General features: G+C 67.4%; 26 protein-coding genes and 1 tRNA gene. 19 read left to right on the top strand and 8 right to left on the bottom strand.

The window, feature by feature from the left end:
- Positions 1–29: 29 nt before the first annotated feature.
- The gene (serS, locus tag J2W68_RS05755; protein ID WP_310233542.1) at positions 30–1,307 is read right to left on the bottom strand and encodes a serine--tRNA ligase; all 1,278 of its coding nucleotides are present in this window, start codon (positions 1,305–1,307) and stop codon (positions 30–32) included.
- 137 nt (positions 1,308–1,444) lie between these two features.
- Here serS and J2W68_RS05750 point away from each other — a divergent pair, with 137 nt between their 5' ends.
- Both J2W68_RS05750 and J2W68_RS05745 read left to right on the top strand, forming a co-directional pair.
- Positions 1,445–2,119: an energy transducer TonB gene (locus tag J2W68_RS05750; RefSeq protein WP_310233540.1), complete on the top strand. Its 675-nt coding sequence runs from the start codon at positions 1,445–1,447 to the stop codon at positions 2,117–2,119.
- Between the two features lie 80 nt (positions 2,120–2,199).
- Complete coding sequence (locus J2W68_RS05745; RefSeq protein ID WP_310233538.1) at positions 2,200–2,751, top strand: energy transducer TonB; 552 nt, start codon at positions 2,200–2,202, stop codon at positions 2,749–2,751.
- 144 nt (positions 2,752–2,895) lie between these two features.
- Here the strand turns inward: J2W68_RS05745 and aroA are convergent, their stop codons facing one another.
- From aroA to serC, 3 genes are read right to left on the bottom strand one after another with little or no spacing between them, the layout of a single operon-like run.
- The gene (aroA, locus tag J2W68_RS05740; protein ID WP_310233537.1) at positions 2,896–4,209 is read right to left on the bottom strand and encodes a 3-phosphoshikimate 1-carboxyvinyltransferase; all 1,314 of its coding nucleotides are present in this window, start codon (positions 4,207–4,209) and stop codon (positions 2,896–2,898) included.
- Positions 4,206–5,384, bottom strand: a complete 1,179-nt coding sequence (gene pheA / locus J2W68_RS05735; protein ID WP_310233536.1) for a prephenate dehydratase — start codon at positions 5,382–5,384, stop codon at positions 4,206–4,208. Before pheA ends, aroA begins: the two co-directional genes overlap by 4 nt.
- Positions 5,377–6,477 carry a phosphoserine transaminase gene (gene serC, locus J2W68_RS05730; protein WP_310233535.1) on the bottom strand — a complete coding sequence of 367 codons (1,101 nt, stop codon included), beginning with the start codon at positions 6,475–6,477 and terminating at the stop codon, positions 5,377–5,379. The genes pheA and serC overlap by 8 nt, the downstream gene beginning before the upstream one ends.
- Positions 6,478–6,609: 132 nt before the next feature.
- Here serC and msrP point away from each other — a divergent pair, with 132 nt between their 5' ends.
- On the top strand, positions 6,610–7,578 hold the full coding sequence (gene msrP, locus J2W68_RS05725; RefSeq protein WP_310233532.1) for a protein-methionine-sulfoxide reductase catalytic subunit MsrP: 969 nt from the start codon (positions 6,610–6,612) through the stop codon (positions 7,576–7,578).
- Positions 7,575–8,267: a sulfite oxidase heme-binding subunit YedZ gene (locus J2W68_RS05720; protein ID WP_310233893.1), complete on the top strand. Its 693-nt coding sequence runs from the start codon at positions 7,575–7,577 to the stop codon at positions 8,265–8,267. The genes msrP and J2W68_RS05720 overlap by 4 nt, the downstream gene beginning before the upstream one ends.
- Positions 8,268–8,441: 174 nt before the next feature.
- On the opposite strand, the gene J2W68_RS05715 is transcribed toward J2W68_RS05720, so the two are convergent.
- A complete protein-coding gene (locus J2W68_RS05715) occupies positions 8,442–9,245 on the bottom strand; it encodes an FHA domain-containing protein (protein WP_310233530.1) in 804 nt (267 codons plus the stop codon).
- A 104-nt stretch (positions 9,246–9,349) separates the two neighbouring features.
- On the opposite strand from J2W68_RS05715, the gene J2W68_RS05710 reads away from it, so the two are divergent.
- On the top strand, positions 9,350–9,622 hold the full coding sequence (locus J2W68_RS05710) for a polyhydroxyalkanoic acid system family protein (protein WP_310233528.1): 273 nt from the start codon (positions 9,350–9,352) through the stop codon (positions 9,620–9,622).
- Between the two features lies 1 nt (position 9,623).
- Here J2W68_RS05710 and J2W68_RS05705 read toward each other — a convergent pair whose 3' ends face one another.
- Positions 9,624–10,343, bottom strand: coding sequence for an FFLEELY motif protein (locus tag J2W68_RS05705; protein WP_310233527.1), 720 nt, complete (start codon positions 10,341–10,343; stop codon positions 9,624–9,626).
- Positions 10,344–10,430: 87 nt separating this feature from the next.
- On the opposite strand from J2W68_RS05705, the gene J2W68_RS05700 reads away from it, so the two are divergent.
- The 3 genes from J2W68_RS05700 (at position 10,431) to J2W68_RS05690 (ending at position 13,441) form a co-directional block, all read left to right on the top strand.
- On the top strand, positions 10,431–11,660 hold the full coding sequence (locus J2W68_RS05700; protein ID WP_310233526.1) for a patatin-like phospholipase family protein: 1,230 nt from the start codon (positions 10,431–10,433) through the stop codon (positions 11,658–11,660).
- Positions 11,661–11,731: 71 nt separating this feature from the next.
- Positions 11,732–12,319 carry a phasin family protein gene (locus J2W68_RS05695; protein ID WP_310233523.1) on the top strand — a complete coding sequence of 196 codons (588 nt, stop codon included), beginning with the start codon at positions 11,732–11,734 and terminating at the stop codon, positions 12,317–12,319.
- A gap of 204 nt (positions 12,320–12,523) precedes the next feature.
- Positions 12,524–13,441, top strand: coding sequence for a restriction endonuclease (locus tag J2W68_RS05690; protein ID WP_310233522.1), 918 nt, complete (start codon positions 12,524–12,526; stop codon positions 13,439–13,441).
- 36 nt (positions 13,442–13,477) lie between these two features.
- Here J2W68_RS05690 and J2W68_RS05685 read toward each other — a convergent pair whose 3' ends face one another.
- A complete protein-coding gene (locus J2W68_RS05685) occupies positions 13,478–15,466 on the bottom strand; it encodes an SDR family oxidoreductase (protein ID WP_310233520.1) in 1,989 nt (662 codons plus the stop codon).
- Positions 15,467–15,607: 141 nt separating this feature from the next.
- Here J2W68_RS05685 and J2W68_RS05680 point away from each other — a divergent pair, with 141 nt between their 5' ends.
- The 8 genes from J2W68_RS05680 (at position 15,608) to J2W68_RS05645 (ending at position 21,464) form a co-directional block, all read left to right on the top strand.
- Positions 15,608–15,865 carry an acyl-CoA-binding protein gene (locus J2W68_RS05680; protein WP_310233518.1) on the top strand — a complete coding sequence of 86 codons (258 nt, stop codon included), beginning with the start codon at positions 15,608–15,610 and terminating at the stop codon, positions 15,863–15,865.
- An 11-nt stretch (positions 15,866–15,876) separates the two neighbouring features.
- On the top strand, positions 15,877–16,503 hold the full coding sequence (locus J2W68_RS05675) for a TetR/AcrR family transcriptional regulator (protein ID WP_310233516.1): 627 nt from the start codon (positions 15,877–15,879) through the stop codon (positions 16,501–16,503).
- A 31-nt stretch (positions 16,504–16,534) separates the two neighbouring features.
- Positions 16,535–17,386, top strand: coding sequence for a hypothetical protein (locus J2W68_RS05670; RefSeq protein ID WP_310233514.1), 852 nt, complete (start codon positions 16,535–16,537; stop codon positions 17,384–17,386).
- A 372-nt stretch (positions 17,387–17,758) separates the two neighbouring features.
- Positions 17,759–17,833 (top strand) — tRNA-Val (locus J2W68_RS05665).
- A gap of 205 nt (positions 17,834–18,038) precedes the next feature.
- Positions 18,039–18,869 carry a transglutaminase family protein gene (locus J2W68_RS05660; RefSeq protein WP_310233511.1) on the top strand — a complete coding sequence of 277 codons (831 nt, stop codon included), beginning with the start codon at positions 18,039–18,041 and terminating at the stop codon, positions 18,867–18,869.
- A gap of 18 nt (positions 18,870–18,887) precedes the next feature.
- On the top strand, positions 18,888–19,985 hold the full coding sequence (locus J2W68_RS05655; protein WP_310149124.1) for a zinc-binding metallopeptidase family protein: 1,098 nt from the start codon (positions 18,888–18,890) through the stop codon (positions 19,983–19,985).
- Between the two features lie 154 nt (positions 19,986–20,139).
- Positions 20,140–20,790, top strand: coding sequence for a TenA family protein (locus J2W68_RS05650; protein WP_310233509.1), 651 nt, complete (start codon positions 20,140–20,142; stop codon positions 20,788–20,790).
- Positions 20,790–21,464 carry a TenA family protein gene (locus tag J2W68_RS05645; RefSeq protein ID WP_310233507.1) on the top strand — a complete coding sequence of 225 codons (675 nt, stop codon included), beginning with the start codon at positions 20,790–20,792 and terminating at the stop codon, positions 21,462–21,464. The genes J2W68_RS05650 and J2W68_RS05645 overlap by 1 nt, the downstream gene beginning before the upstream one ends.
- Before the next feature lie 332 nt (positions 21,465–21,796).
- On the opposite strand, the gene J2W68_RS05640 is transcribed toward J2W68_RS05645, so the two are convergent.
- Complete coding sequence (locus J2W68_RS05640; RefSeq protein WP_310233504.1) at positions 21,797–22,270, bottom strand: FKBP-type peptidyl-prolyl cis-trans isomerase; 474 nt, start codon at positions 22,268–22,270, stop codon at positions 21,797–21,799.
- A gap of 214 nt (positions 22,271–22,484) precedes the next feature.
- Here J2W68_RS05640 and J2W68_RS05635 point away from each other — a divergent pair, with 214 nt between their 5' ends.
- The 3 genes from J2W68_RS05635 to J2W68_RS05625 all read left to right on the top strand — a co-directional run bounded on the left by J2W68_RS05635 (position 22,485) and on the right by J2W68_RS05625 (position 24,543).
- A complete protein-coding gene (locus J2W68_RS05635; RefSeq protein WP_310233891.1) occupies positions 22,485–22,973 on the top strand; it encodes a YaiI/YqxD family protein in 489 nt (162 codons plus the stop codon).
- A gap of 103 nt (positions 22,974–23,076) precedes the next feature.
- Positions 23,077–24,060: a 23S rRNA (adenine(1618)-N(6))-methyltransferase RlmF gene (rlmF, locus tag J2W68_RS05630; RefSeq protein ID WP_310233502.1), complete on the top strand. Its 984-nt coding sequence runs from the start codon at positions 23,077–23,079 to the stop codon at positions 24,058–24,060.
- A gap of 138 nt (positions 24,061–24,198) precedes the next feature.
- Positions 24,199–24,543, top strand: coding sequence for a hypothetical protein (locus J2W68_RS05625; protein ID WP_310233498.1), 345 nt, complete (start codon positions 24,199–24,201; stop codon positions 24,541–24,543).
- The last annotated feature ends 164 nt before the right edge of the window (positions 24,544–24,707 follow it).

The following is a 24,707-nucleotide window of genomic DNA, read 5'->3' as shown; positions in this document are numbered from 1 at the left end:
TCCAAATAGGACGATTCGACGTTTGGCGATCAGTCGATACGAGACAGCTCGCCCATATAGGGTCGAAGCACCTCAGGCACCTCGATCGAACCATCGGCCTGCTGGTAGTTCTCCATGACCGCGACCAGCGCCCGCCCGACCGCGACGCCCGAGCCGTTGAGCGTATGCAGCAGCGCCGGCTTGCCGTCGGCGACGCGCCAGCGGGCCTGCATGCGCCGCGCCTGGAAGTCACCGCAGTTCGAGCAAGAGGAAATCTCGCGGTAGGTGTTCTGCGACGGCAGCCAGACCTCCAGGTCATAGGTCCGCTGCGCGGTGAATCCCATGTCGCCGGCACACAACAGCATCCGGCGGTACGGCAGGCCCAGTTTCTCCAGCACGACCTCCGCGCATCGCGTCATGCGCTGGTGTTCGGCCTCACTGTCGTCGGGCGTCGTGACCGACACCATCTCGACCTTCTCGAACTGGTGCTGCCGGATCATGCCGCGCGTGTCGCGACCATGGCTGCCGGCCTCCGCGCGGAAGCACAAGGAATGTGCAGCCATGCGCAGCGGTAGGCGCTCGGCGTCGATGATCGAATCGCGCACGATATTGGTCAGTGAGACCTCGGATGTCGGAATGAGGTAGCGCGTCGCCTCATTGACCTCCAGCGCAAACAGATCTTCCTCGAACTTCGGCAACTGACCGGTGCCGAGCATGCTCTCGGGATTCACGATCAACGGCACGCTGGTTTCCTCGTAGCCGTGCGCATTGGTATGCAGGTCGAGCATGAACTGCGCGAGCGCGCGATGCAGGCGTGCGAGCTTGCCGCGCAATACGGTGAAACGTGCGCCGCTGAGCTTGGCCGCGGTCTCGGCATCGAGCCAGCCGTGCCGCTCGCCGAGCGCGACGTGGTCGCGGACCTCGAAGTCGAATGCGCGCGGCGTGCCCCAGCGCGACTGCTCGACGTTGTCGGACTCGTCGCGGCCTACCGGCACGCCGGCATCCGGCAGATTGGGCACGCCGAGCACGATCGCCTCGATGTCGGCCTGGATCTCGACCAGCCGCGCTTCGCTGGCCTTGAGTTCGTCGCCGAAGCCGGCGACTTCGGCCAGCAGCGGCGCGACGTCCTCGCCCTTGGCCTTGGCCTGGCCGATCGCCTTGCTGCGCGTATTGCGCAGGTTCTGCAGTTCCTGCGTGCGCATCTGGATCTGCTTGCGCTCGGCCTCCAGCGATTCGATCCGGGACACCGGCAGTTCGAACCCGCGGCTTTCGCGCAGGCGCGCGGCGGTATCGGTGACGTGCTGGCGCAGGAGGCTGGGATCGAGCATGGCGGGGCTTCGGCTTGGCGGTAACGGAATCGGCATTATCGCCCGGATTTCTGCATCACGTGCCTGATGCGTTCGCGCACCGGACAGCAAGCGCGAGGGTGTGTGCAAGAATGCGGCGCCACGTCGAGGAGCCCGCCATGTCCGCGTCTTCCGCGCCATTTTCCGTCCGCTTGCGCCGCACCTTGCGCGAGGCGATGCCGAGCGGGCGCGCGTGGTGGTTCGTCGCCGGCGGTTGTGTGGCAGGCGTGCTGTTGTTCGCGCTGCTGTGGCTGGCGCGCCCGTCGACGGACATCAGCGACGATGACCAAGACATGCCTGCAATGGTCGGCGACCGGGCAATGACGCCACTGCCCGCGCCACTGCCCGCTGCCGGCAATGCCGACCGGGGCTTCGACTACGCCAGTCCCCAGGACCCACGCACGCCGGTGCGCATCGACGCGCATGTGCCCCAGGCCGCAACGGCGCCCGCGCCCGTGGGCCCGCCGATGGAGCAGGTGCCTGCGCCGCCGGTCACGGCCGCGGCTGCCGATCTGCCGACCAGCGTGCCGCGCCCGGTCTCCACCCAGCAGCCCGAATACCCGCGTGCATCAATGCGGCGTGGCGAACGCGGCGAGGTGCTGTTGCTGGTCAAGGTCGGCGCGAATGGCCGCGTCGACGGGGTCGATGTCGTCAGCAGCAGTCAGCACCGTCGCCTCGATCGCGCAGCGATCTCCGCGGTGCGCCGCTGGCGTTTTGAGCCGGCCATACGCGATGGTCAGCCGGTCGCCGGCGAGCTGCGGATTCCGTTCTCCTTCGCGCCCGAAGGCGGCTGACCGCCACGCTTCCAGAGTGCACATCACGTCCACATCCCGCGTGGGACGCTCGCCGCACCCATTCAGGAAGGAGTGCGGCCATGAACGACCCGATGCAGCGACCCATCGATCCGCCCCCGCCGGAGCAGCCCCCCAAGGACCCACCGCGCAAGGGCTCGAGCCCGCTCGTCTGGATTCTTCTGCTCGTTGTACTCGTCGCACTCGGCTGGTATGCGCTGACCCAGCGCGGGACGACCGACACAGCCGAACTGCCGCCGACACCGGTCATCGACGATCCGGCCGCCCCGCCTGCCGAGCGCGAGCCCGCCACCCGCACGACACCGCGCGCCGACACGGCGCCCGCACGCCCGGCGGATCGCGAAGCACGTCCGCTCGCGCAGCCGGAAATCCCGTATCCACCTGCTGCCGCGCGCAGCCGCGAGGAAGGTTCGCTGATCCTGCTGGTGCAGGTGGATGCGAATGGCAATGCCACCGACGTGACCGTCGAGAAGCGCAGCGGCTCGCGTGATCTCGATCGCGCCGCGCAGCAGGCCGTGCGTGACTGGAAGTTCGAACCGGCGATCCAGGGTGGCAAGCCGACCGCGAGCACGGTCCGCGTGCCGATCGACTTCACGCTGCAGGATGCGGGCTGATCCATCCATCTTGAAGCGCGCTGAACGCAGAACGCCCGCATCTCCGGATGCGGGCGTTTCTGTTTGGATCTGCCGTTCTGTGGAAGCACGCGTGAGATGGGGACTCACACAAAAGCCCATCGCGCGCGAGCGCGCTCCTACGGGTCAGCCGGTGCGCAACGAGAAGCCGGCCGTCTCCGCCAGCTCGAGGAATCCCGGGAATGAGGTCGCGACGTTCGCGGTGTCGTCAATGACCACTTCGCCGCGTGACCGTTGGCCGGCAATCGCGAACGACATCGCGATGCGATGGTCGCCATGGCTATCGACGCGGCCGCCGCCGAAACCATCCGCGCGCCCGGTGATCGTCGCGCCATCCGGCGCTTCCTCGATGGCGACATCGAGCGCACGCAGGCCCGCGGCCATGGTCGCGATGCGGTCCGACTCCTTGACCCGCAACTCGTGCGCGCCGCTCACGCGGGTCACGCCCGTTGCGCAGGCCGCGGCGACGAACAGCGCCGGAAATTCGTCGATCATGTCCGGCACGTGCTGCTCGGGCACGTCGATACCGCGCAGCGGCGCGTAGCGCACGCGCAGGTCGGCCACTGGCTCACCGCCCTCCTCGCCCGCATCGGATTCGACGATGTCGGCGCCCATCAGGCGCAGCACGTGCAGCAGACCGGTGCGCCGCGGATTCATACCGACGCGGCGCAGCAGCAAGTCGGAACCCGGCACGAGGCTTGCCGCGACCAGGAAGAACGCGGCCGACGAGAAATCCGCCGGCACGCGGACGTCGGTCGGGCGCAGTCGATGCCCGCCGCGCAGGCGGGCGATTCCGGGCGCGAATTCAATCGGCCAGCCGAACGCGGCGAGCATGCGCTCGGTGTAGTCGCGCGTCGGACGGGCTTCGTGCACGACGGTCTCACCATCGGCGTACAGACCCGCGAGCAGCAGGCAGGACTTCACCTGTGCGCTGGCGAGCACGTTGTCGAAGTCGATGCCGGTCAGGGAGGTGCCACCATGCACCTGCAGCGGCGGGACGCCACCTTCGCCGGTGTCGATGCGCGCGCCCATCGTCGCCAGCGGCTCGGTGACACGGCGCATCGGCCGCTTCGACAGCGACGCATCACCTACCAGCGTGCTGTCGAAAGTCTGACCCGCGAGCAGGCCGGCGATCAGGCGCATGCCGGTGCCGGCATTGCCGCAGTCAAGCGGACCGTCGGCCGCGCGCAGGCCATCGATACCGACGCCGTGCACGATGCGCACACCAGGCGCCGGCGTTTCGATCGCCACGCCGAGGCGACGGAAGATCGCCTCGGTCGCGCGCGCGTCCTCGCCTTCAAGAAAGCCTTCGATGCGCGACGTGCCGTCGGCGAGCGCGGCCAGCATGATCGCGCGGTGCGAAACCGACTTGTCGCCCGGCACCCGCACTTCGCCCCGCAACGGCGCACCCGGTGCCGCGATCCACGATGCCTCGCTCACGGCACGGCGACCGGGTAGGAGCCAAGCACGCGCACCTCGCCAGCGAACGCGTCGATCTCGCCGAGCGCGTCCTTCAGCGGCGATTCGTCGACGTGGCCGTTGACCTCGATGAAGAACGCGTACTGCCACAGTGCACCATGTGCGGGCCGCGACTCGATGCGGTTCATGCTGATGTCGCGTCGCGCCAGCGGCTCGAGGATGCGGTACAGCGCGCCCGGCTGGTCGCGGATGAACACCATCAGCGAAGTGCGATCGTTGCCCGATGTCGGGAACGCGCCGCGGCCGATCACCAGGAAGCGCGTGGTGTTGTCGCTGCGGTCCTCGATCGGGCCGGCCAGCACCTGCATGCCGTAGACGTGCGCCGCGTTCTCGCCCGCGATCGCCGCGGCGTCGTCGGACTTCTTCGCCCGACGCACGGCTTCGGCATTGCTGACCACCGCGTGCTTTTCGACGCCCGGCAGGTTCTCGCGCAGCCACTGCTTGCACTGCGCCAGCGACAGGCCGTGCGAATAGACGCGCTCGATGTCCTCGATACGACCGGTGCGCGACAGCAGGTACTGGTGCACGCGCAGTTCCACTTCGCCGCAGATCTTCAGCGGCGAGGTCAGGAACATGTCGAGCGTCGACTGGATCGTGCCCTGCCCCGAGTTCTCCACCGGCACGACGCCGAAGTCGGCATTGCCGGCCGCCACCTCGTCGAACACTTCCTCGATGCTCGCCAGCGGCAGGCCCTTGGCCGAATGGCCGAACTGCTTGTGCACGGCCTGCTGCGAGAACGTGCCTTCTGGCCCGAGGTAGCCGATCTTCAGCGGTTCCTGCTGGGCGAGACACGCCGACATGATCTCGCGGAACAGACGCACGAGCTCGGTGTCCGACAGCGGACCGTCGTTGCGGTCGACCACGCGGCGCAGCACCTGCGCCTCGCGCTCGGGCCGGTAATAGTCGACGGCTGCAGCGAGCTTGCCCTTGGCCTTGCCGACCTGGCGCGCGAACTGCGCGCGCTCGGCGATCAGGGTCTGGATCTGATGGTCGATGCCGTCGATCTGCGCGCGCACCGCGTCGAGATCCGGCTTGGCGACACCTGCGGTGGCCGCGGCTTTCACCGCGTCGACCTTCGCAGCCGCCGGCTTCTTCGCCCGTGCGGCTACCGGGGTCTTCTTCTTCGAATCAACCATGGGTCTTCTGGAAATCCTGCATGTAGGCAACGAGGCTGCGCACACCGTCGACCGGCATCGCGTTGTAGATGGACGCGCGCATGCCGCCGAGCACGCGGTGGCCCTTGAGGCCGATCAGTCCCGCTTCGCGCGCGCCGTCGAGGAACGCGGCATTGCGGGCCTCGTCGGCAAGGAAGAACGGCACGTTCATGCGCGAGCGCACGGCGGTATCGATGTCGTTGCGGTAGAAGCCGCCGGACCCGTCGATCGCGCCGTAGAGCAGCGCTGCCTTCTCGTCACTGCGACGGTTGAATTCCACAGTGCCGCCTTCATCGAGCATCCAGCGGAACACGAGGCCGGCCACGTACCAGTTCCAGGTCGGCGGCGTGTTGAGCATTGAGTCGTTGGCAAGCTGCGAGCTGTAATTGAAGATGTCGGCGCGCGGCTGGCCGGCGCGCTCGAGCAGTTCCCGGCGCACGATGACGACCGAGATGCCGACCGGCCCGAGATTCTTCTGCGCGCCGGCGTAGATCACGCCGTAGCGGGAGATGTCGATCGGCTCGGACGCGATGCTGGAGCTGAAATCGGCGAACAACGGCACGTTGCCGGTATCGGGTGCGGGCTCGCCCCAGGCCGGGCGGTACTCGACGCCGTGGATGGTCTCGTTGGCGGTGATGTGCACATAGGCCGCGCCGGGCGTCAGCCGCCAGGATTCGCGCGCGGGAATCGTGCGGTAGCCGTCGGCCTCGCCGCTGGCGGCGATGTTCACTGAGACCGCCGGCGTAAGCTGCTTGAGTGCGGTCTTGCCCCAGTGGCCGGTGACGACGTAATCGACGGTGTCGCCCTGGCTCGCGAAGTTCAACGGCAAGAGCGCCTGTGCCGTCGTCGCGCCACCCGGAAGGAACAACACCGCATAGTCGTCGGGCACGCCGAGCAGCGTGCGAAGATCGGCTTCGGCGCGCGTGGCGACCTCCATGAACTCCGGTCCGCGGTGGCTCATCTCGACGATCGACGCGCCGGCACTTCCCCACTCCAGCATGTCCGCCTGCGCCTGTTTCAGCACGCTTTCAGGCAAGGCCGCCGGTCCCGGGGCAAAGTTGTACGCACGCGCCATTGAACACTCCACGGAACGGATTTCGGGGCCGGCAAGTATGCCGCAGCGCAACAGTTTGACGTGCATCCGATGGTTGCGCTGGCAACGTATGTCACTGGTCCACAACAGGCGCGTCGCGCCGAGGAGTCCCACATGTCATTGCGCGATGCGTTGCGGATCAGGGAGTCCGAAGTCACCGACGAAACCGTCTACCGAGACCGGCGGCGTCTGCTCGCGTTGATGGCCGCCGCGCCCGCGCTGTCGCTGGCGGGATGCGCCGACGCCGAGCCGCCGCCGGCATCGACCACGCCAATCACGCTCGCCCAGGCGCGCAGCGGGTTCCGCACCGACGAGCCCCTGACCCGCTTTGAAGACATCACCAGCTACAACAACTTCTACGAATTCGGCACCGGCAAGGGCGATCCGTCGAGCGCCGCGAAGACGCTGCGCACCTCGCCGTGGACAGTCGAAGTTGGCGGCGAATGTGCCAAGCCGGGTCGCGTGTCGTTCGAAGACCTGCTGCGCGGCGTCGCGAACGAGGAGCGCATCTACCGCCTGCGCTGCGTCGAGGGCTGGTCGATGGTGATTCCGTGGAGCGGCGTGCCGCTGGCTTCGGTGCTACGCAAGTTCGAACCGAACGCCAAGGCGAAGTACGTCGCCTTCACCACCCTCGCCGATCGCGAGCAGATGCCTGGCCTGCGCTTCCGTTCGATCAACTGGCCCTACCGCGAGGGCCTGCGTATCGACGAGGCCATGCATCCGCTCGCCTTCCTCGCCACCGGTCTGTACGGCAAGGCGTTGCCGCAGCAGAACGGTGCGCCACTGCGACTGGTCGTGCCGTGGAAGTACGGCTTCAAGAGCATCAAGTCGATCGTCGCGATCCGCTTCGTCGAACGCATGCCCAGCACCGCGTGGAACGATCTGCAGCCATCGGAGTACGGATTCTTCAGCAACGTCAATCCGGCGGTCGATCATCCGCGCTGGAGCCAGAAGACCGAGCGGCGCATCGCAGGCACCGTCAATCGTCTACGCGCCAACCGCATCGATACGCTGCCCTTCAACGGCTACGCCGACCAGGTGGCCTCGCTCTACGCGGGCATGGACCTGCGCAAGTGGTACTGAAGGCCGCACCCGCGCCACGCCCGGCCCGGCCGGCGACCCCGCCTGCGATCATTGGCGCCAAGACGCTGGTGCATCTGCTGTGTCTGGCGCCGCTGGCCTGGCTGGGCTGGCGCGTCTGGCAGGTACTGGGCGGCGCGAACGTCGATGTGCTCGGCGCCGAACCGGTGGTGGCGATTGAACACGAGCTCGGCATCGGCGCGCTGCGGCTGCTGCTGATCACGCTGGCCATCACCCCGCTGCGCCAGATCACCGGCTGGACCGCGACGCTGCGGTTCCGTCGCATGCTCGGGCTGTACGCATTCGTCTATGCGAGCCTGCATTTCGGGGTCTGGCTGGCGCTGGATCTGGTCGGCGATCTGTCCCAGGTCGCGACCGAGATCGCGCGCCGCCCGTTCATCACGGTGGGCTTTCTCGCGTGGCTGCTGCTGGTGCCGCTCGCGATCACGTCGACCAAGGGCTGGATGCGGCGGCTGGGGCGCAAGTGGGGCCAGCTGCACAAGGCGATCTACGCGATCGCGGCGCTCGCGGTGCTGCATTTCTGGTGGATTGTGAAATCCGACTGGCGCGAGCCTGCGCTGTACGCGGGAATTCTCGCGGCGCTGCTGGGCTGGCGGGTGTGGAAGGCGGCGCAGAAGCGGCGGTTGGCTTCGTCCGGTAATCCGCGCCGGAATTCAGGAATGCAGCGCTGATCAGTCGATCGGCGCCAAGTCGCTGGGCCCCGGTTTTCGCCGGGGCGACGTGACTGGGGCTGAAGACGCCGCGCACAGGACTTACTCAGAGATCAAAGGCGCCGTCGCCCCGGCGAAAGCCGGGGCCCAGCGACTTTCAGCGGGCAGACCCGAAGCGGATCACAAGAGAGCCAATCAAGCCGCCCCGAACAGCAACAACGCGCTGAGCAAGCCCGCGATCACCACCGCCGCCAGCAACAACCACGGCAGCGGCAGTCCGCCTCCGCGTGGCGCCGTGGATTCATCGACGAGCGCCTGCGGCTCGGGCGCGCGGTCGTAGCCGGCGCTGTGGCCGGCGCGCGCGGGCGCTTCGACGACGAAGCGATGGTGGGCGTCGAACACGACCTGGTCGCCAGCCTGCAGTACCGCGTCGCGCATCGGCTCGCCATTGACCACACTGCCGTCTGCGGAGCCCAGATCGGTCAGCCGCACCAGGCTACCGACGCGTTCCAGACGCGCATGACGATCGGCGAAACCCGGCTCGTCGATGCGGATGTCGGCTTCTGCGTGGCGGCCCACCAGACGCGGCCGGTCGAGCGTGAAACTGCGGCCGTGATACCGACCGCCGACACCGCGCAACACGACCCGGGGATCGGCATCGCCGCTGTCCGTGGCGTCGAAATCGTTCGCTGGCACGATCGTCGACACCGGCGTCGTCGACACCAGCCGAAGCTCGTGACCGTCCACGAAAATCGCATCGCCCGTACGCAGCATCGCCATGCGCCGTACCTGGCGGCCATTGACGTGCACGCCCTGCACGCCTTCGGCCACCGTCAGCCACACGCCGCGGCGATCGACGCAGAAGCGCACGCTCGGTTCAACGCTGTCGGAGACCGGGGTCAATACACCCCCGCGCCCACGGCCGATGCCGTGCACGCCGATGTCGAGCGGCAGTTCGGGTTCGTCGGGCGTGGGGAATCGCAGCTTGAGCGCAGTCATGCGGCGGCAATCTAGCACGGCGCCGCGCAGCTGCATGCCGTCACTTGGTCACTGCGCCCCGTCACCGCACAATGCGCGTCCAACGACAACCCGCGGAGCCTCGCATGGCTGGTATCGACATCACCCATCCCCACTCGCTGCCGCCGGCCAAGGCCCGCACCGCGGTCGAAGCCGTCGCGCAGAAGCTCTCCGAGCGCTTCGACATGAAGTACGGCTGGGACGGAGACACGCTGAACTTCAGCCGCTCGGGCGTCAACGGCGCGATCGCGCTGCTGCCGGAGAGCCTCCACGTCACCGCCAAGCTCGGCTTCCTGTTGTCGGCGATGCAGGGACCGATCGAGGCCGAGATCCGCCGGGTGCTGGCCGAGAAGTTCTGATCTAGTCGTCGAGTGCGTACGGCGCGGGGTGTCCGGCGAACAGTCGCCGCGACACCTCGCCCTCGTCGCGTTCGATCTCGGCGACGAACGCATCCGGGTTGCCCAGCGCTTCGAACGCGCCATAGCCGCGTTCCAGAAAGCCCTGCAGCTCGGTCAGGCCCGCGAGCCGGGCCGGACCGCGCGAGAACGCCAGCAGCGCCGACACGCCGCGCATCTTCAATGCCTTGCCGAAGCCGCGGCCCACGCGCCCGATCAGACGCACCTGGCGCCGGCGCAGACCCGCGCGGCCGACGTCCCGGTAGGCCTCGGCATACAGCGTGTCGTCGAGCTTGCGTCGCCGCGGCGCCAGGCGTTGCAGCGCCTCGACCATATGTAGATCGAGTGCCTGGCTCAGTGCACCGAGTTCAATGGCGTCCGAGACGGTCTCCAGCAAGCGCGCGGGCAACAGCCGTCGCATCGTCGGCAGGATCCGGGCGATGTCGGCATCTCGCCGGGTGAAGTCGCGATCGCCGTAGACATCGCCAAGGAAGAAGTTCGCCGCCGGCGCGCGCGTGGGGTCCTCGAGGAAATGGGCGAAGCTCACGCGAAGCCGCGCGGCCTGCCAGCGCCGCAGTTCGGTCAGCCAGTGCGAGCGGGCGCGCGGGTCGAAGTCCGGATCGTGCAGGGCCTGATGCCACGCCAGTCGTCGCGCGAGGCGGGCGGAAATGTCGGATGCCGTCATCGGCGCATCTTCGACGTTGAAGGCGTCTGGAGCAATCCTTCAACACCGGCTGGCTAGACTCGGGCGGACTGACCTCCAGGCCTCGCCATGCTGTCGTTGCATCCCGCCAGGCACCGTCGCAGACGCGCCTCGACCCGCGCACCGAAGATCGGCCTCGCCATCGCCGGTGGTGGCCCGATCGGCGCCATGTACGAACTCGGCGCGCTGCGGGCGCTGGACGAGGCGCTAGATGGCCTCGATCTGACCCGTCTCGACAGCTATGTGGGCATCAGCAGCGGCGCGTTCCTGGCGGCGGCTCTGGCCAACCGGCTCGACGTCGAAGAGATGTGCCGTGCCTTCATCACCGGTGACAGCGACGATCTGGCATTCCGCGCCGAGGACTTCCTGCGGCCCGCGTTCGGCGAGTACGCGCGCCGCATCGGCGGGTTGCCGCAGCTGGCGATGGACTGGAGCCGCGGCCTGCTGCCGGGCGCCCCCCGCACTGCGCTGTTCGGCGGCGTGGTGCCGACCGGCGTGTTCGACAACCGCGGCGTCGAGCGGTTTCTGGCCGACGTGTTCTCCAGGCGCGGCCGCAGCAACGACTTCCGTGCACTCGATGCGGCGCTGCACGTGGTTGCCGTCGACCTCGACAGCGGCGAGGCCGCGGTGTTCGGCGCCGGCGAGCTGGCCGACGTGCCGATCTCACGCGCGGTGCAGGCCAGTGCCGCCCTCCCCGGCCTGTATCCGCCGGTCCGCATCGACGGCCGCGACTACGTCGACGGCGCGCTGCGCCGGACGATGCATGCCTCGGTCCTGCTGGAGCGCGACATCGACCTGATGCTGGGGCTCAACCCACTGGTGCCCTATACCGATCGCCCGACCGGCGCTGCGCCACGCAGGCGCCGCAGCCGGCCCTTGACCGACGGCGGCTTGCCGGCGGTGCTGTCGCAGACCTTCCGCACGCTGCTGCAGTCACGCATGCAGGTGGGGCTGGCGAAATACGCCCAGCAGTATCCGGATGTCGACCAGCTGGTATTCGAGCCCGGCGACGGCGCATCGGAACTGTTCTTCCTCAATGCCTTCAGCTTCTCCACGCGGCACCGCGTATGTGCGCTCGGCTACCGGCAGACGCTGGACGATCTGCGCAATCGCGCGGCCGAACTCATACCGGTGCTGGGGGCACACGGCATCCGTCTACGCCCGGAAATCCTGGCCGACGGCGAGCGCACCCTGTTCGACGGCCTGCCGCCGCGGCGCACACGTCGCACCGAGACCACCGCGCGCCTGCATCGCGCACTCGACGATATCGAGCGCATGATCGACACGCCGCCGCGCTGAGCGTTGGCGTGAAAACTCCAGATCGCCGCACCAAACTGCGATCGCCCTGTCCACCACGTCCGGAGACACCGATGGCCACGTTCAAGAAAACCGCGAAGAAAGCCTCGAAGAAGTCCGCGCCGCGTTCCAGACCCGCCAAGGGCGATACCACGGGCGGCGAAGCACTGTCGAAGTCGATCAGTGAATCCGCGCAGCAGATCTGGCTGGCCGGCGTCGGCGCGTTCGGCCGCGCGCAGGCCGAAGGCACCCGCTTGTTCGACGGCCTGATGAAGGAAGGCGCGGGTCTGGAGAAGACCGCCCGCGCCTACGCCAATACGCGTGCGGGCACGGTGCGCGATGCCGTCGAAACCGGCGTCGGCCAGACCCGCGATCGCGCGGCCGATACCTGGGACCGGCTCGAGAAAGTGTTCGAGGACCGCGTGCAGCGCGCACTGGTCAAGCTCGGTGTGCCGGGCCGGGACGACGTGCAGTCGCTCAGCAAGCGCGTCGATGCGCTGACAGCGGCCTTGCAGGCCAAGAAGTCTGCGCCGGCGCGCAAGGCGGCCAAGACACCTGCGAAGAAGGCCACTGCGAAGAAGGCGGCACCGCGCAAGGCGGCGGCGAAGACGGCGAAAACGCCGGCCAAGCGTGCAGCGAAGAAGGCGGCGAACGCGGGCTGATCGCTGGGCCGGTCATTGGCCCGGCTTCGAAATTGCTGGCGCCCTGTCGCCTGACCTGTTGTCCCAGCGCTGATGGTTTGCCCCCACCCAACCCTCCCCCGCTTGCGGGGGAGGGCTTCGGCATCTGACCCTGTTCGATCTCAACGCTGATCGGGTCCTGCGCTCGGGTATCCTGCCGCCCAGCAAGCGGAGACGGGCACCGGTATGACCACGCAGTGGATCGCCGCAATCGGAGTGGCGATCGCCATCGGATGTGCGGTTTCGTTCTATTTCCTCACCTTCCAGCGCCGTCGCGACGAAGCGGCGGCCGGGATCGTCGCGCTGTCGGCCATCTCATGGCGCGGCTTCATCGGCATGGTGCTGCAGGCGCTGCGCCGACGCGGCTATGTGCAGGTGGTGGACCTGGAAGATGTGTCCGGCGACCGCGACTACATGCTCGAGCGTGATGGCGCGCGCTGGCTGCTGTCCTGCAAGCACGCATCGACCTATGTGCTGGGCCGCAACGCGGTGCAGGCACTGTCGAGCGAGGTGCTGCTCAAGAGCGCGGCCGGTGGCTTGCTGGTGACGCAGGGCAGGATCGACGCCGAGGCCCGCGGCGCGGCCGGCAAGCAGCGTATCGAACTGCTCGATGGTGCGACCCTGTGGCCGGAACTGCGCGATCTGATGCCGGCCGGCGAACTCGATGCGATCCGCGCACAGACCGGTGCCGCGGCACGCCAGCGTGTGCTGCTGGGCTGGCTGTTCGCGCTGCTGGCCGGCGTGGCGGTGTTTCTCGCGATGCCCGATGCACAGCCCGCACCCAGTGCGACCGCTGCGACGCCACCGCGCGAGACCGCGCCCGCCGCGCCGATCCGCATCGAAGCGCCACCGCACGCGCCGATTGAGACCCAGCGCAGTGATCTGTCACGCGCGCTCGGCACCCTGCCCGACGTCGACCGCGCGATCTGGGCGACCGGCTCGACGCTGCAGATCTTCGTCGCCCGTGTGGACGATCAGGCCACCGTCGATGCGATCTGTGCGCTGGTGCTGCGCCATCCCGACCTCACCTCGTCGCGCCTGCAGCTCACGCCGCCGGCCAGCAGCGGGCAGCAGACCCGCTTCCTGCAGTGCCGGAGCTTTTGAAGCGCCGGCACCTGCCGCGCCAGCGCCTCTCGAGCGTTACCAGTGCACGCCGCGCATCATCGCGGCAAAGGCGATCTGCTCCTGGCTCGGCGTCTCGTCGCGCAGCGCCGATCGGTCGCCTTTCGAGGCAGCCGAATCCGGGAACAGTTCGAACGCGGTGCTCATGACGATCTCATAGGCCTTCGGCGCGACCGCGTTGACCAGCGCCGCGAACACGCCCAGACGCGTGGTGATGCGGCTGGGCTTTTCGATGATCGCCTTGACCAGCAGACCGGCCGCCTCATCCGGGGTGAGTGTCGGCACGCTGTCGTACATCTTGGTCGGCGCAATCATCGGCGTGGCGACGAGCGGCATGTTGATCGTGGTGAAACTGATGCCCTTGCCCGACAGCTCGCCCTGCGCGCAGCGGCTGAACGCATCCAGCGCCGCCTTGGACGCCACGTACGCCGAGAAGCGCGGCGAGTTCGCCAGCACACCGATCGAACTGATGTTGATGACGTGGCCCTTGCGGCGCTTGGTCATCGACGGCATGAACCCCATGATCAGGCGCAGGCTGCCGAAGTAGTTGAGCTGCATGGTGCGTTCGAAATCGTGGAAGCGGTCGTAGCTGAGTTCGATCGAACGCCGGATGGAACGGCCGGCGTTGTTGATCAGGATGTCGACATGCCCGTGCTCGGTCCGCACCTGCTGCACCAGACGGTCGCAGTCGGCCAGATCAGCGAGGTCAGCCGTATAGGCGAACACCTTGCCGCCGGCGGCGCGCATCGCATCGCGCGCGGCAAACAGCTCGTCTTCGCGACGCGCGACGATCACCGTCACTGCGCCCGCCTCGGCCACGCGCTGCGCGGTCGCCAGGCCGATGCCCGACGAGCCACCGGTGATCACCACGACCTTGTTGCGCACCTTGCCCTTGAGCGTGCGGTCGATGAAGAGGTCCGGGTCGAGATGGCGCTCCCAGTAATCCCACAGCCGCCATGCGTAGTCCTCGAGCTTCGGCACTTCGATGCCACTGCCGCGCAGCGCGCGTTCGGCCTCGCGGTTGTCGAAGCGCGTGGGATAGGTGATGAACTTCATCACCTGCTTCGGAATGCGGAAATCGCGCAGCAGCATGCCGACGAATCTGCGCACCGGCGGCAATGCGCCCACCGCGCCGCGAATCGAAGGCGGCACGAACGCGAACATCCGCGCGTCGAGACGCATCGTCATCTCCGGCGCATGGCCGGCCCGACAGAACAGGTTCAACACCTCGCCCACGCGCAGCGGTTCTGGATCGGTGAGATGGAATGTGTGGCCATCGAGCCGCGGCTTGTGCGCGATGTGGTCCATCGCATCGGCGACGAAATCCACCGGCACGATGTTGATGCGCCCACCTTCCACGCCCAGCATCGGCATCCACGGCGGAAACACGTCGCGCAGTTTCTTGATCAAGGTGAAGAAGTAGTACGGTCCGTCGATCTTGTCGATCGCGCCGGTCTTCGAGTGACCGACCACCATCGCTGGCCGGTAGATGCGCCACTTGATCCGCGTCTCGCGGCGTACCAACCCCTCGGACTCGTGCTTGGTGCGCAGGTAGGGATCGTCGAGGCCCTCGGCTTCGGCATACATGTCCTCGCGGAAGATGCCGGGATACAGGCCCGCCGCTGCGATCGAACTTGTGTGGTGGAAGCACCCGGCTTCGAGTGCTGCGGCTAGATCGAGCGCGTGCCGGGTACCGTCGATGTTGGCGATGCGCTGCGCGTCCAGCGATGCGGCCAGGTCGTAGAGCGCGGCAAGGTGGAAGAAGTGCTTCACCTTGCCCTTGAGCACGCGCAACTGCGCGGCGGTGACGCCGCAACGCTCGGCGGTCATGTCGCCTTCGACCACGACGAGGCGTTTGGCGTCCCAGCCGAGATCGCGCACCAGCGCGTCGAACTTCTTGCGCGAATCCTTGCGGATCAACACATGGATCGTGCCCTTGCGCTTGAGTAGGTTGCCCACGAGATGACGCCCGATGAAGCCGGTCGCACCGGTCACGAAGTAAGCCATCGCATCCCTCCACGGCGCCACGGTGCCGGGCGTCGTTCCCGTGGCTACGGTGCCAGAGCCGCGGACGGCCCACAATCGACCGCGGTTGATTCGCCGCGACGACGATGCTGTGATGGCAACCGGCTCCCGGGAGGCTCCACGATGTCCGATGTGACGCAGGCATTCGAAGCAGCCGCGCAACGCGTGCAGGCACTCGACGCACGACCCGACAACGACACGCTGCTGCGGCTCTACGCGCTGTACAAGCAGGGCTCGGAAGGCGACGTGTGTGGACCGAAGCCGGGCTTCTTCGACTTCGTCGGTACGGCCAAGTACGAGGCCTGGGGCAAGCTCGCCGGCACGCAGCGGGATGCTGCTATGCAGCAGTACATCGCGCTGGTCGACACGTTGGCCGGCTGACCGGCGCGTCGATGGCACGCGATACCCGGCAACGGATCCTCGACTGCGCGCTCGCGATGTTCAACACCCAGGGCGAACCGCGGGTGACGACGAACCACATCGCCGACGAGCTCGACATCAGCCCGGGCAACCTCTACTACCACTTCCGCAACAAGGACGACATCATCGAGCACCTGTTCGCGGGCTACGAGGCCCGCATGGACGACGCACTCGTCGTGCCCGATGGACGCCTGCCGGAACTGGAGGACATCTGGCTGCAGTTGCACCTGGTGTTCGAGTGCATCTGGGACTACCGCTTCCTCTACCGCGACCTGCTCGAGATCCTCAGCCGCAACCGCCGTCTGCGTGTGCGTTTTTCGCGCATCCTGCGCCGCGCCAGTGAACGCGCGCATGCGGTGATCGCCGGCCTGGCCCGCGCAGGCATCCTGCGCGCATCCAATGCGGAGATCGACGCCGCAGCGACAAACTTGATCGTCGTTGCCACCTTCTGGCTCAACTACAGCGCCACGCGCGGCGACCGCGACGAGCAGGTCGCAATCCGCGAGGGCATCGTGCAGGTGATGATGCTGCTCTCTCCTGCGCTGCGCGATGCCGAGCGCGTGCACCTCAACGCGCTGGTCCAGGCCTACACCCACTGACGGCGCAGCCGCGCCAATTCGAGAGACCGCGATGGCCAAGTCCGCATGGGCGCCCTTCCCCTACCCGTCCGACGCATTCGAATATGCCGGCAACGCTTTGAAGAAAGCATGGCCGCGGCTGCATGCCGGCGACAGCGAACCGTTTCCCGATACGAAGCGCGCGCAGGCGCTGATCGACGCCGCCGGCAGGGCCGCACCGAAAGGCCTTGATGCCGCCGCGCTTGCGACGGCGCTGCAGGACGCCTGGCGCGCGTTCCATGCCGGCGACTTCAAGACCGCGTTCGACGCCGGCAGCGGGCTCGGGCCGGTCGGCGCGTCGGTCGCGGTCAAGGCGCTGGGGATTCACGCCACGCATCTGGTGACGTCGGAGGCCGAACAGCTCAAGCGCTACGAGCAGGCAGCAGCGTTGGCAGAGGCTGCGATCGCCGTCTTGCCCGATGAAGCGAACAGCCACTACAGCCGCGCATACGCGCTGGGCCGTTACAGCCAGGGCCTGAGCATCGCCAAGGCGCTGAAGCAGGGCATCGCCGGCAAGGTCCGCGATTCGCTGCACGCTGCACTCGAGCTCGCACCCAAGCATGCCGAAGCGCATACCGCGCTCGCCCTCTACCACGCCGAGATCATCGACAAGATCGGCGCGATGATCGGCGGCCTGACCTACGGCGCAAAGGCGGCCGAGGCCGAATCGCATATCGCGACCGCGCTCAAGCTCACCCCGCATTCCCCGATCGCCCATATCGAGCACGGCAACGTATTGATGCTGCTGCATGGCGAGAAGCAGGAGGCAGCTGCGGCGGCTGCGTACGAGAAGGCCGCCAGTCTGAAGCCCGCGGATGCGATGGAAGCGCTGGACGCAGCGTACGCGGCGGAGCAGATCGAGTGATGACTTGCATGGCCTGAGCGGACCTGTCTGATCAGTCAACGCACGCGAACGCGATATCACCGAAGCCGTCGCCCCGGCGCAAGCCGGGGCCCAGCGACTTCCGCTACGAACTCGACTGATGCAAGAGCGCGGACAGCCATTCGCTGCCCGGCCTCGGGCTGTTCTGAAACATTTCCGGCTGTCGCCGGGATTTTGAGATCACAAGCAAGGCAACGTCTGCGGCTTCTCCGCGCAAGCCGAACAGCCGCCCGCAACACCCGCTTGTCGCCAACCCGAATCACCCGTAGAATTCGCGTCCCGATCGCGCCACCCCTCGCGGGTCCAGCGCACAGGAGACGGTCCAGGCAGTTTGCCCGCCCCTCCCAATGATCCGGGCGGTTAGCTCAGCGGTAGAGCATTGCCTTCACACGGCAAGGGTCACAGGTTCAATCCCTGTACCGCCCACCAGACACCACGCGTGTGCGAAAGAGCCGGCCTGAGCGCCGGCTTTTTCGTACGTGCGTCGCTCCGATTTTCTGCCGTTCCAGCACGTCCGTCGTCGATGGGCGTGCTCCCCCTCGCTTCGTGGCCGCGCTGGTTGAACCGGCGCCCTCCACGTCCGCTGCACGAACCCGCGCCTACTTTGGCGCACCTCCAAGGAAGATCCCCCGCGATGCGTGTCCAGGCCGGCTGCGAACTCTCGATCGAAACCGATGCCGCCAGCCCGGTCATTGCCATGCTGCGGCCGCGCGAGGGTGCAGTGCGATGGCGCATCAATGACCGCTCGGGCTTCGAGCGCAGCCATGGCTTTGATGAACACGTCGACAGTTTCGGCAACCGCTGCCAGCGATTCGTGGTGCCGAAGGGGCTGACCCGCGTGCGGATCGATACCACCGTCGAGACCACGCCCGACATCCGGGTCGCGCCCGATGCGCCTGCGATCGATCCCGGCGCATTGCCGGCCGAGACCCTGCAGTTCCTGCTGCCCAGCCGCTACTGCCCGTCCGATCGCGGCGCGATGTGGGACCAGGCGCGCAGCGTGGTTGGTGATGCCGCACCGGGCTACGCCCAGGCCGAGGCGATCCGCCGCTGGATCGCCACGCATCTCGAGTACCGCTACGGCGTCAGCAACGCGAGCACGGATGCGCAGGACACCCTGGCGCACGGCGCCGGTGTCTGCCGCGATTTCGCGCACGTGGGCATCACCCTGTGTCGCGCGCTCGATATTCCCGCTCGCATGGTCGTGGGCTGGCTGCATGACCTCAAGCCGATGGACATGCATGCCTGGTTCGAAGCCTATCTCGGCGGCGCCTGGTACACCTTCGACGCCACCCAGTCCGCCCCGCGCGGCGGACGCGTGGTGATCGCGCATGGCCGCGACGCCGCCGACGTGGCGTTTCTGACCAGTTACCGGCCGCTGCGTACACTGTCGCTGCGCGTCTGGGCTGATCTCGAATCTTCCGCCGCTCTCACGTTCGACGATGATCTCGGCCACGCGGCCTGATCCCGGAGCGATCCTGCCATGCAACTGTTCAAATGCTCGCATTGCGAGCAGGTGCTGTATTTCGAGAACACCGCGTGCCTGCGCTGCGGCAAGACGCTGGGCTTCCTGCCGCAGACGCTGACGCTCGAAGCACTCGATCTCGATGCCGGCGAATGGATCACGCCCGCGCGGCCCGGGGCACGCTTCAAGTTTTGCCGCAACGCCACGCATTCGGCCTGCAACTGGCTGCTGCCCACCAGCGACCCGAGCGGCTACTGCCTCGCATGCCGGCACAACCGCACGATCCCCAATCTCGCCGATGCCGAGCGGCTGGCCGACTGGCAGAAGATCGAGGTCGCCAAGCGCCGCCTTTTCTACACGCTGCTGCGCCTGCAGCTGCCGACACCTGCACCCGGCAGCGGCGATCCGCGGCCGCTGTCGTTCGATTTCCTGGCCGACCCGAAAACCGGCCCCAAGGTCATGACCGGCCATGACAACGGCCACATCACGATCGCGCTCGCCGAGGCCGACGACGCCGCGCGCGAAGCGACGCGCATCGCGATGGGCGAGCTGTATCGCACGCTGCTCGGGCATTTCCGCCACGAGATCGGCCATTACTACTGGGACAGGCTGGTGCGTGACGCGGGCGAAGACGAACTCGCGCGCTGCCGTGCACTGTTCGGAGACGACCGCCGCAGCTACAGCGATGCGCTGCAGCTTTACTACGACCACGGTGCGCCCAACGACTGGCAGGCCGCGCACGTCAGCCCCTACGCGACGATGCATCCGTGGGAAGACTGGGCCGAGACCTGGGCGCATTACCTGCACATCATCGACACACTGGAGATGGCGTCGGCATTCGGTATCCGCATCGCGCCGGATGTGGCCGACGATCCTTTGATGGAAACCGATCTGTCGTTCGATCCGCACCGCGTCGCCGACATCCAGCGTCTGGTCGAGGCCTGGTTGCCGCTGACCTGGGCCATCAACAGCCTCAACCGCACGATGGGCCATCCGGATATCTATCCGTTCGTGATCGCGCCGCCCGTGGTCGAGAAAATGGCGTATATCCATGGCCTGATCCGGCGAGCGCGGCGCTCGGCTGCCGGCCGACCGGCACCGCCTGTCGCCTCCTGAGCGCGCATCATCCAAGACGTGACGCCGCCATCGCGCGCCACGCCTTGGACGCGGTCGCCACGCTGCACCACAATCACGCCTCGCCAGCGACACGCGGTATGCCGCAGCGCCCGCTGCCCTGCGCGCGTGTCGCGCCCTGCCCTGGAGTTGTCACATGACCCTGCGTTTCAGCGAATCCCTGCGCCAGTCCTGCGAGGCCACCTGGACCCGCGCCGTCGAACACCGCTTCGTACAGGAACTGGGCGAAGGCCGCATCGCCGACGAGGTGATGGCCGCCTATCTCATCCAGGACCACCGCTTCCTCGACAGCTTCCTGGTGCTGCTGGGCGCGGCGATCGCCAGCAGCGACCGCTTCGAATCGCGGTTGGTGCTCGGCCGTTTCGTCGGCATGGTCTGCGGCGAGGAGAACACCTACTTCCTGCGCGCGTTCGATGCGCTGGGCGTGGACACCGACACGCGCTCGCGCACGCCTGACACCGCGCCCACCGCAGGGTTCAAGGCAATCATGCGCGAGGCCGCGGAAACGCGGTCTTATGCCGCGGCGCTCGCCGTGCTCAACGTCGCCGAAGGCCTGTACCTCGACTGGGCGCAGCGTGTACCACGCCCGCTGCCGACGAATTTCGTCCACGCCGAGTGGGTCACGCTGCACGACAACCCGGTGTTCGTGGATTTCGTCGCGTTCCTGCAGGCCGAGCTCGACCGCGTGGGTCCGGGCGACGCGGCGCTTGCGCAGGATTTCTTCCAGCGCGCCGTGGATCTCGAACTCGCGTTCTTCGACGCGGCCTACGCGGACGGCGACGCCTGATGTCGCTGTTCGAACGCCTCAAGGCCGCCGCGCCCGCCGAGTGGCGCAGTTACGTCGATCACGCGTTCGTGCGCGGCATGGGCGACGGCACCCTGCCCGAGGCCGCATTCCGCACGTATCTGGTGCAGGACTACCTGTTCCTGATCCAGTTCGCGCGCGCCAATGCGCTGGCCGCCTACAAGAGCCGCACGCTCGCCGACCTGCGCGCCGCCAAGGACGGGCTGTCGGCAATCGTCGATGTCGAACTCGATCTGCACGTGCGGCTGTGCGAGCGCTGGGGTCTGTCGCCGGCCGACATCGAGGCCGCGCCCGAGCATCAGGCCACCGTTGCCTACACGCGCTTCGTGCTCGATTGCGGCATGTCCGGCGATCTGCTCGACCTGCATGTCGCACTCGCGCCGTGCGTGCTCGGCTATGCCGAGATCGGACGCGCACTGGCGCCGGACGGTGTCGATGCGCTCGATGGGCACCCGTATCGCGAATGGATCGGCGAGTACGCGGGCGATGCCTATCAGGCGGTCGCCGCGAATGCCTCGCGCCATCTCGATGATCTCGGCGCGCGCTATCTCGGCCCGGGACGCTTCGACGAACTCGCTGCGTTGTTCGGCAAGGCTTCGCGGCTGGAAGCCGATTTCTGGCAGATGGGGCTGGACGCCGCCGGGGCGCGCCGCTAGGGAAGGTCTGAACAATTCCGCTTTTGGCCGTCATTCCCGCGAAGGCGGGAATCCAGCGTCTTTGGTTTTCAAAGGCTTGAAGTCACTGGATCCCCGCCTTCGCGGGGATGACGGCAGTTATTCAGACCCTCCCTAGCTGAAAACCTAGCGCGTGCGTCCAGCGGGCCGCTCCGTGCAGGCGTCCATCGGGATCGATCCGCGACCGCCGACGACACACCGATGACAGGTTTCACACCACGCGATCACGCGCCGGGCGTCTGATGCGAAGCCGCTCCAGACAGGCGCCATGCGCATGCCCGGAGCGGATTTATCCCGCAGGGCGCCTCGCCTGGTCAGGCGGCCTGCTGGACGACCTGACCGACTTCCTTCTCTTCGGCGGTCGCGTCGCGTACGGCGACGATCTCGATCGCGAAATGCAGGGTCTTGCCCGCGAGCGGATGGTTGCCGTCGATCTTGACCTCGGTGTCGCCCACCTCGACCACGGTCACCAGCATCGGACCGGCACCGCCCTGGGCTTGGAACTGCATGCCGGGCTCGATCGTGTCGATGCCCTGGAATGCCTGGCGCGGCACCGCCTGGACCAGGCTGTCATTGCGCAGGCCGTAGCCCTCTTCGGGCTTCACGTCGACCTTGAGCGCATCGCCGGCCTTGTGGCCTTCCAGCGCGTTTTCCAGACCCGGGACGATGTTGCCGCCACCGTGGAAATACGGCAACGGATTGCCTTCGGCCGACTTGTCGATGACGTTGCCGTCGTCGTCGGTGAGGGTGTAGTGGAACGTGGCGACGCGCGCAGCGGCGATCTCCATGGACGAACTCCTTGGATGCAGTGAAACGAAGGGGAAATGCTGCAGAAGGCACCGGTAGAACGCACGGTGCAGCAGCGATGTCACGCGACTCACGATACCGGTGGCGACCGATCGGTGCAAACCTGCGGCCTTGCGCGTTCGACGCCCGTACACTTCGAAAGCGCGCGGAAATGGCTGGAATTCCCGCGCATCCGCCTCGACCCGCTGGATGACGATGCACGCAGACGACACCGACACCGACACACCGCCACAAATATGGGTCGATGCTGATGCCTGCCCCGTGGTGATCCGCGACATCCTGTTCCGCGCCGCCGAACGCGCGCAGGTCCACGTGACCTTTGTCGCCAACCAGTGGCTGCGCACGCCGGGTTCGCGCTACCTCCGGGCATTGCAGGTCTCCGGTGGCTACGACGTCGCCGACGATGCGATCGCCGAGCGTGCGCGTCCAGGCGATCTCGTCGTCACCCAGGATATTCCGCTGGCCGCGCGCGTGGTCGAACGCGGCGCCGATGCGATCGATCCGCGTGGGCAACGTTTCACCCCCGACAACATCGCCGAGCGCCTGTCGATGCGGAATTTCATGGACGAACTGCGCGGCGGCGGCGTGCAGACCGGCGGACCCGCTGCCCTGCATGCGCGTGACCGGCAGGCGTTCGCCAGCCGGCTGGACCAGTGGATCGCCGCGCGCAAAGGCGGGAGATGACGCGACGCATTGTCGTCGTGGCGCATCAGGAGATCACGAGGCACCACACTTCGAGGCACGCGCCTCTTCACTGCACGGCGCCCATGCGGTCCACAATAGCGGCATGTCACGTTCCCAGTCCCCGACCGAACCGCAGCTGATGCATCCGCGCAACCGCCACCAGGGTCGATATGACCTCAAGCGGCTCTCCCGGGTCACGCCTGCTCTGCAGCCTTTTCTCGTGCGCACGCCTGCGGGCGACACCAGCGTGGATTTCTCCAATCCGCGCGCGGTGCGCTTTCTCAACCAGGCGCTGCTGAAGGCCGATTACGGCATTCAACACTGGGAAATTCCAGAGTCGTACCTGTGCCCACCGGTGCCGGGCCGCGCAGACTATGTCCATGGGCTTGCCGACCTGCTCGCAGGTGACCGCGACGGCGACATCCCGCGTGGCGATGACGTGCGACTGTTCGATCTCGGCACCGGTGCGAACGTGATCTACCCGCTGCTCGGACACACCGAGTACGGCTGGCACTTTGTCGGCTCCGACATCGACGAGACGGCGCTGCGCATTGCGGATTCGATCGTGCGCGCCAACCAGCTCGGCAGCGCGATCGAAGTACGCCCACAGACGCTGCGCGGCCATCTGTTCCATGGTGTCCTGCGCCCGGGGGATCGATACGCCGCCACGCTGTGCAACCCGCCGTTCCATGCGTCGGCGGCCGAAGCCAATCGGAGCGGCCGCGACAAGCGCCGCAATCTGGCGGCGCGCTCGGACGGGCCGCCGCGCGCCTCGCGCAAGCTGCCGCTGAACTTCAGTGGCCGCGACGGCGAGCTCTGGTGCCAGGGCGGCGAAGCGCGGTTCGTGCGCAAGATGATCCGCGAGAGCGTGGATTTCGGATCACAGGTGCTGTGGTTCAGCAGTCTGATCTCGAAGTCGGCGCATCTGCCGGGCCTGCGTGCCGAACTGCGCAAGGCCGGTGCGGTGGACGTGCGCGAGGTCGCAATGGCGCAGGGCAACAAGCAAAGCCGGTTCCTGGCCTGGAGCTTCCAGGGGAATGACGCCCGCCGTGGCTGGTGGCTGCACGCCCCAGACCGGCAGAGCTGACCGACGGCGAAGCACGGCAACTCCTGACTCGCGCGCCGGGCGCCGCCCGGCCTTACGCAGCGGAGATCGCACATACGCTGGTGCTCCCGCTTCAGGAGGACCGGATCGATGGCCTTTCGCCTACGTGCATGCGCACTGGTGCTGGCGGCCGCCGCGCTGATGCCCGGTCACGGGCGTGCCCAGGATCAGACCGGTGAACAGAATCTGCTGTGGCGCGCGGGCGATCCCTTCGTGTTCTGCCGCCACGGCATGCGGCACAGCCCGCGCGCGTGGTTTCCGATCCCTGACTACGCGACATCGACGCCGGCCATCACCCCGGGCTATTGCCCGGGCCCCACGCCTTACTGCGGCGGACAGCTGACCGGATGGAGCCTCGATGAAATTGGGGCCTGGTGGACCTACCTTCGCATCTGCCCGCAAGCCGAACGCTCGGGGCGCTGGGAAGACGTTGGCGATGGCACACAGGCACCATTTTCGCATTGACATGCCAGGCCCGCAGCGGCGCGCCGCGCATTCGCAGAGCCCCCTGATCATCGTCTCCTCCGTCAGGGACTAAGGTTTCCCCACGTTTTCATGGCGTCAGCGCCATCTGATCGAGGACTTCTGGCGGCAGTGATCGCATGCGCTCCAGCCATCTGGAGACAGGC

Origin of the sequence: Luteimonas terrae (genome assembly GCF_031457535.1) — a bacterium.
GTDB lineage: Bacteria > Pseudomonadota > Gammaproteobacteria > Xanthomonadales > Xanthomonadaceae > Luteimonas > Luteimonas terrae_A.
Note: the sequence above shows the minus strand (reverse complement) of the source record. Positions and strands in the feature narration are given on the sequence as shown.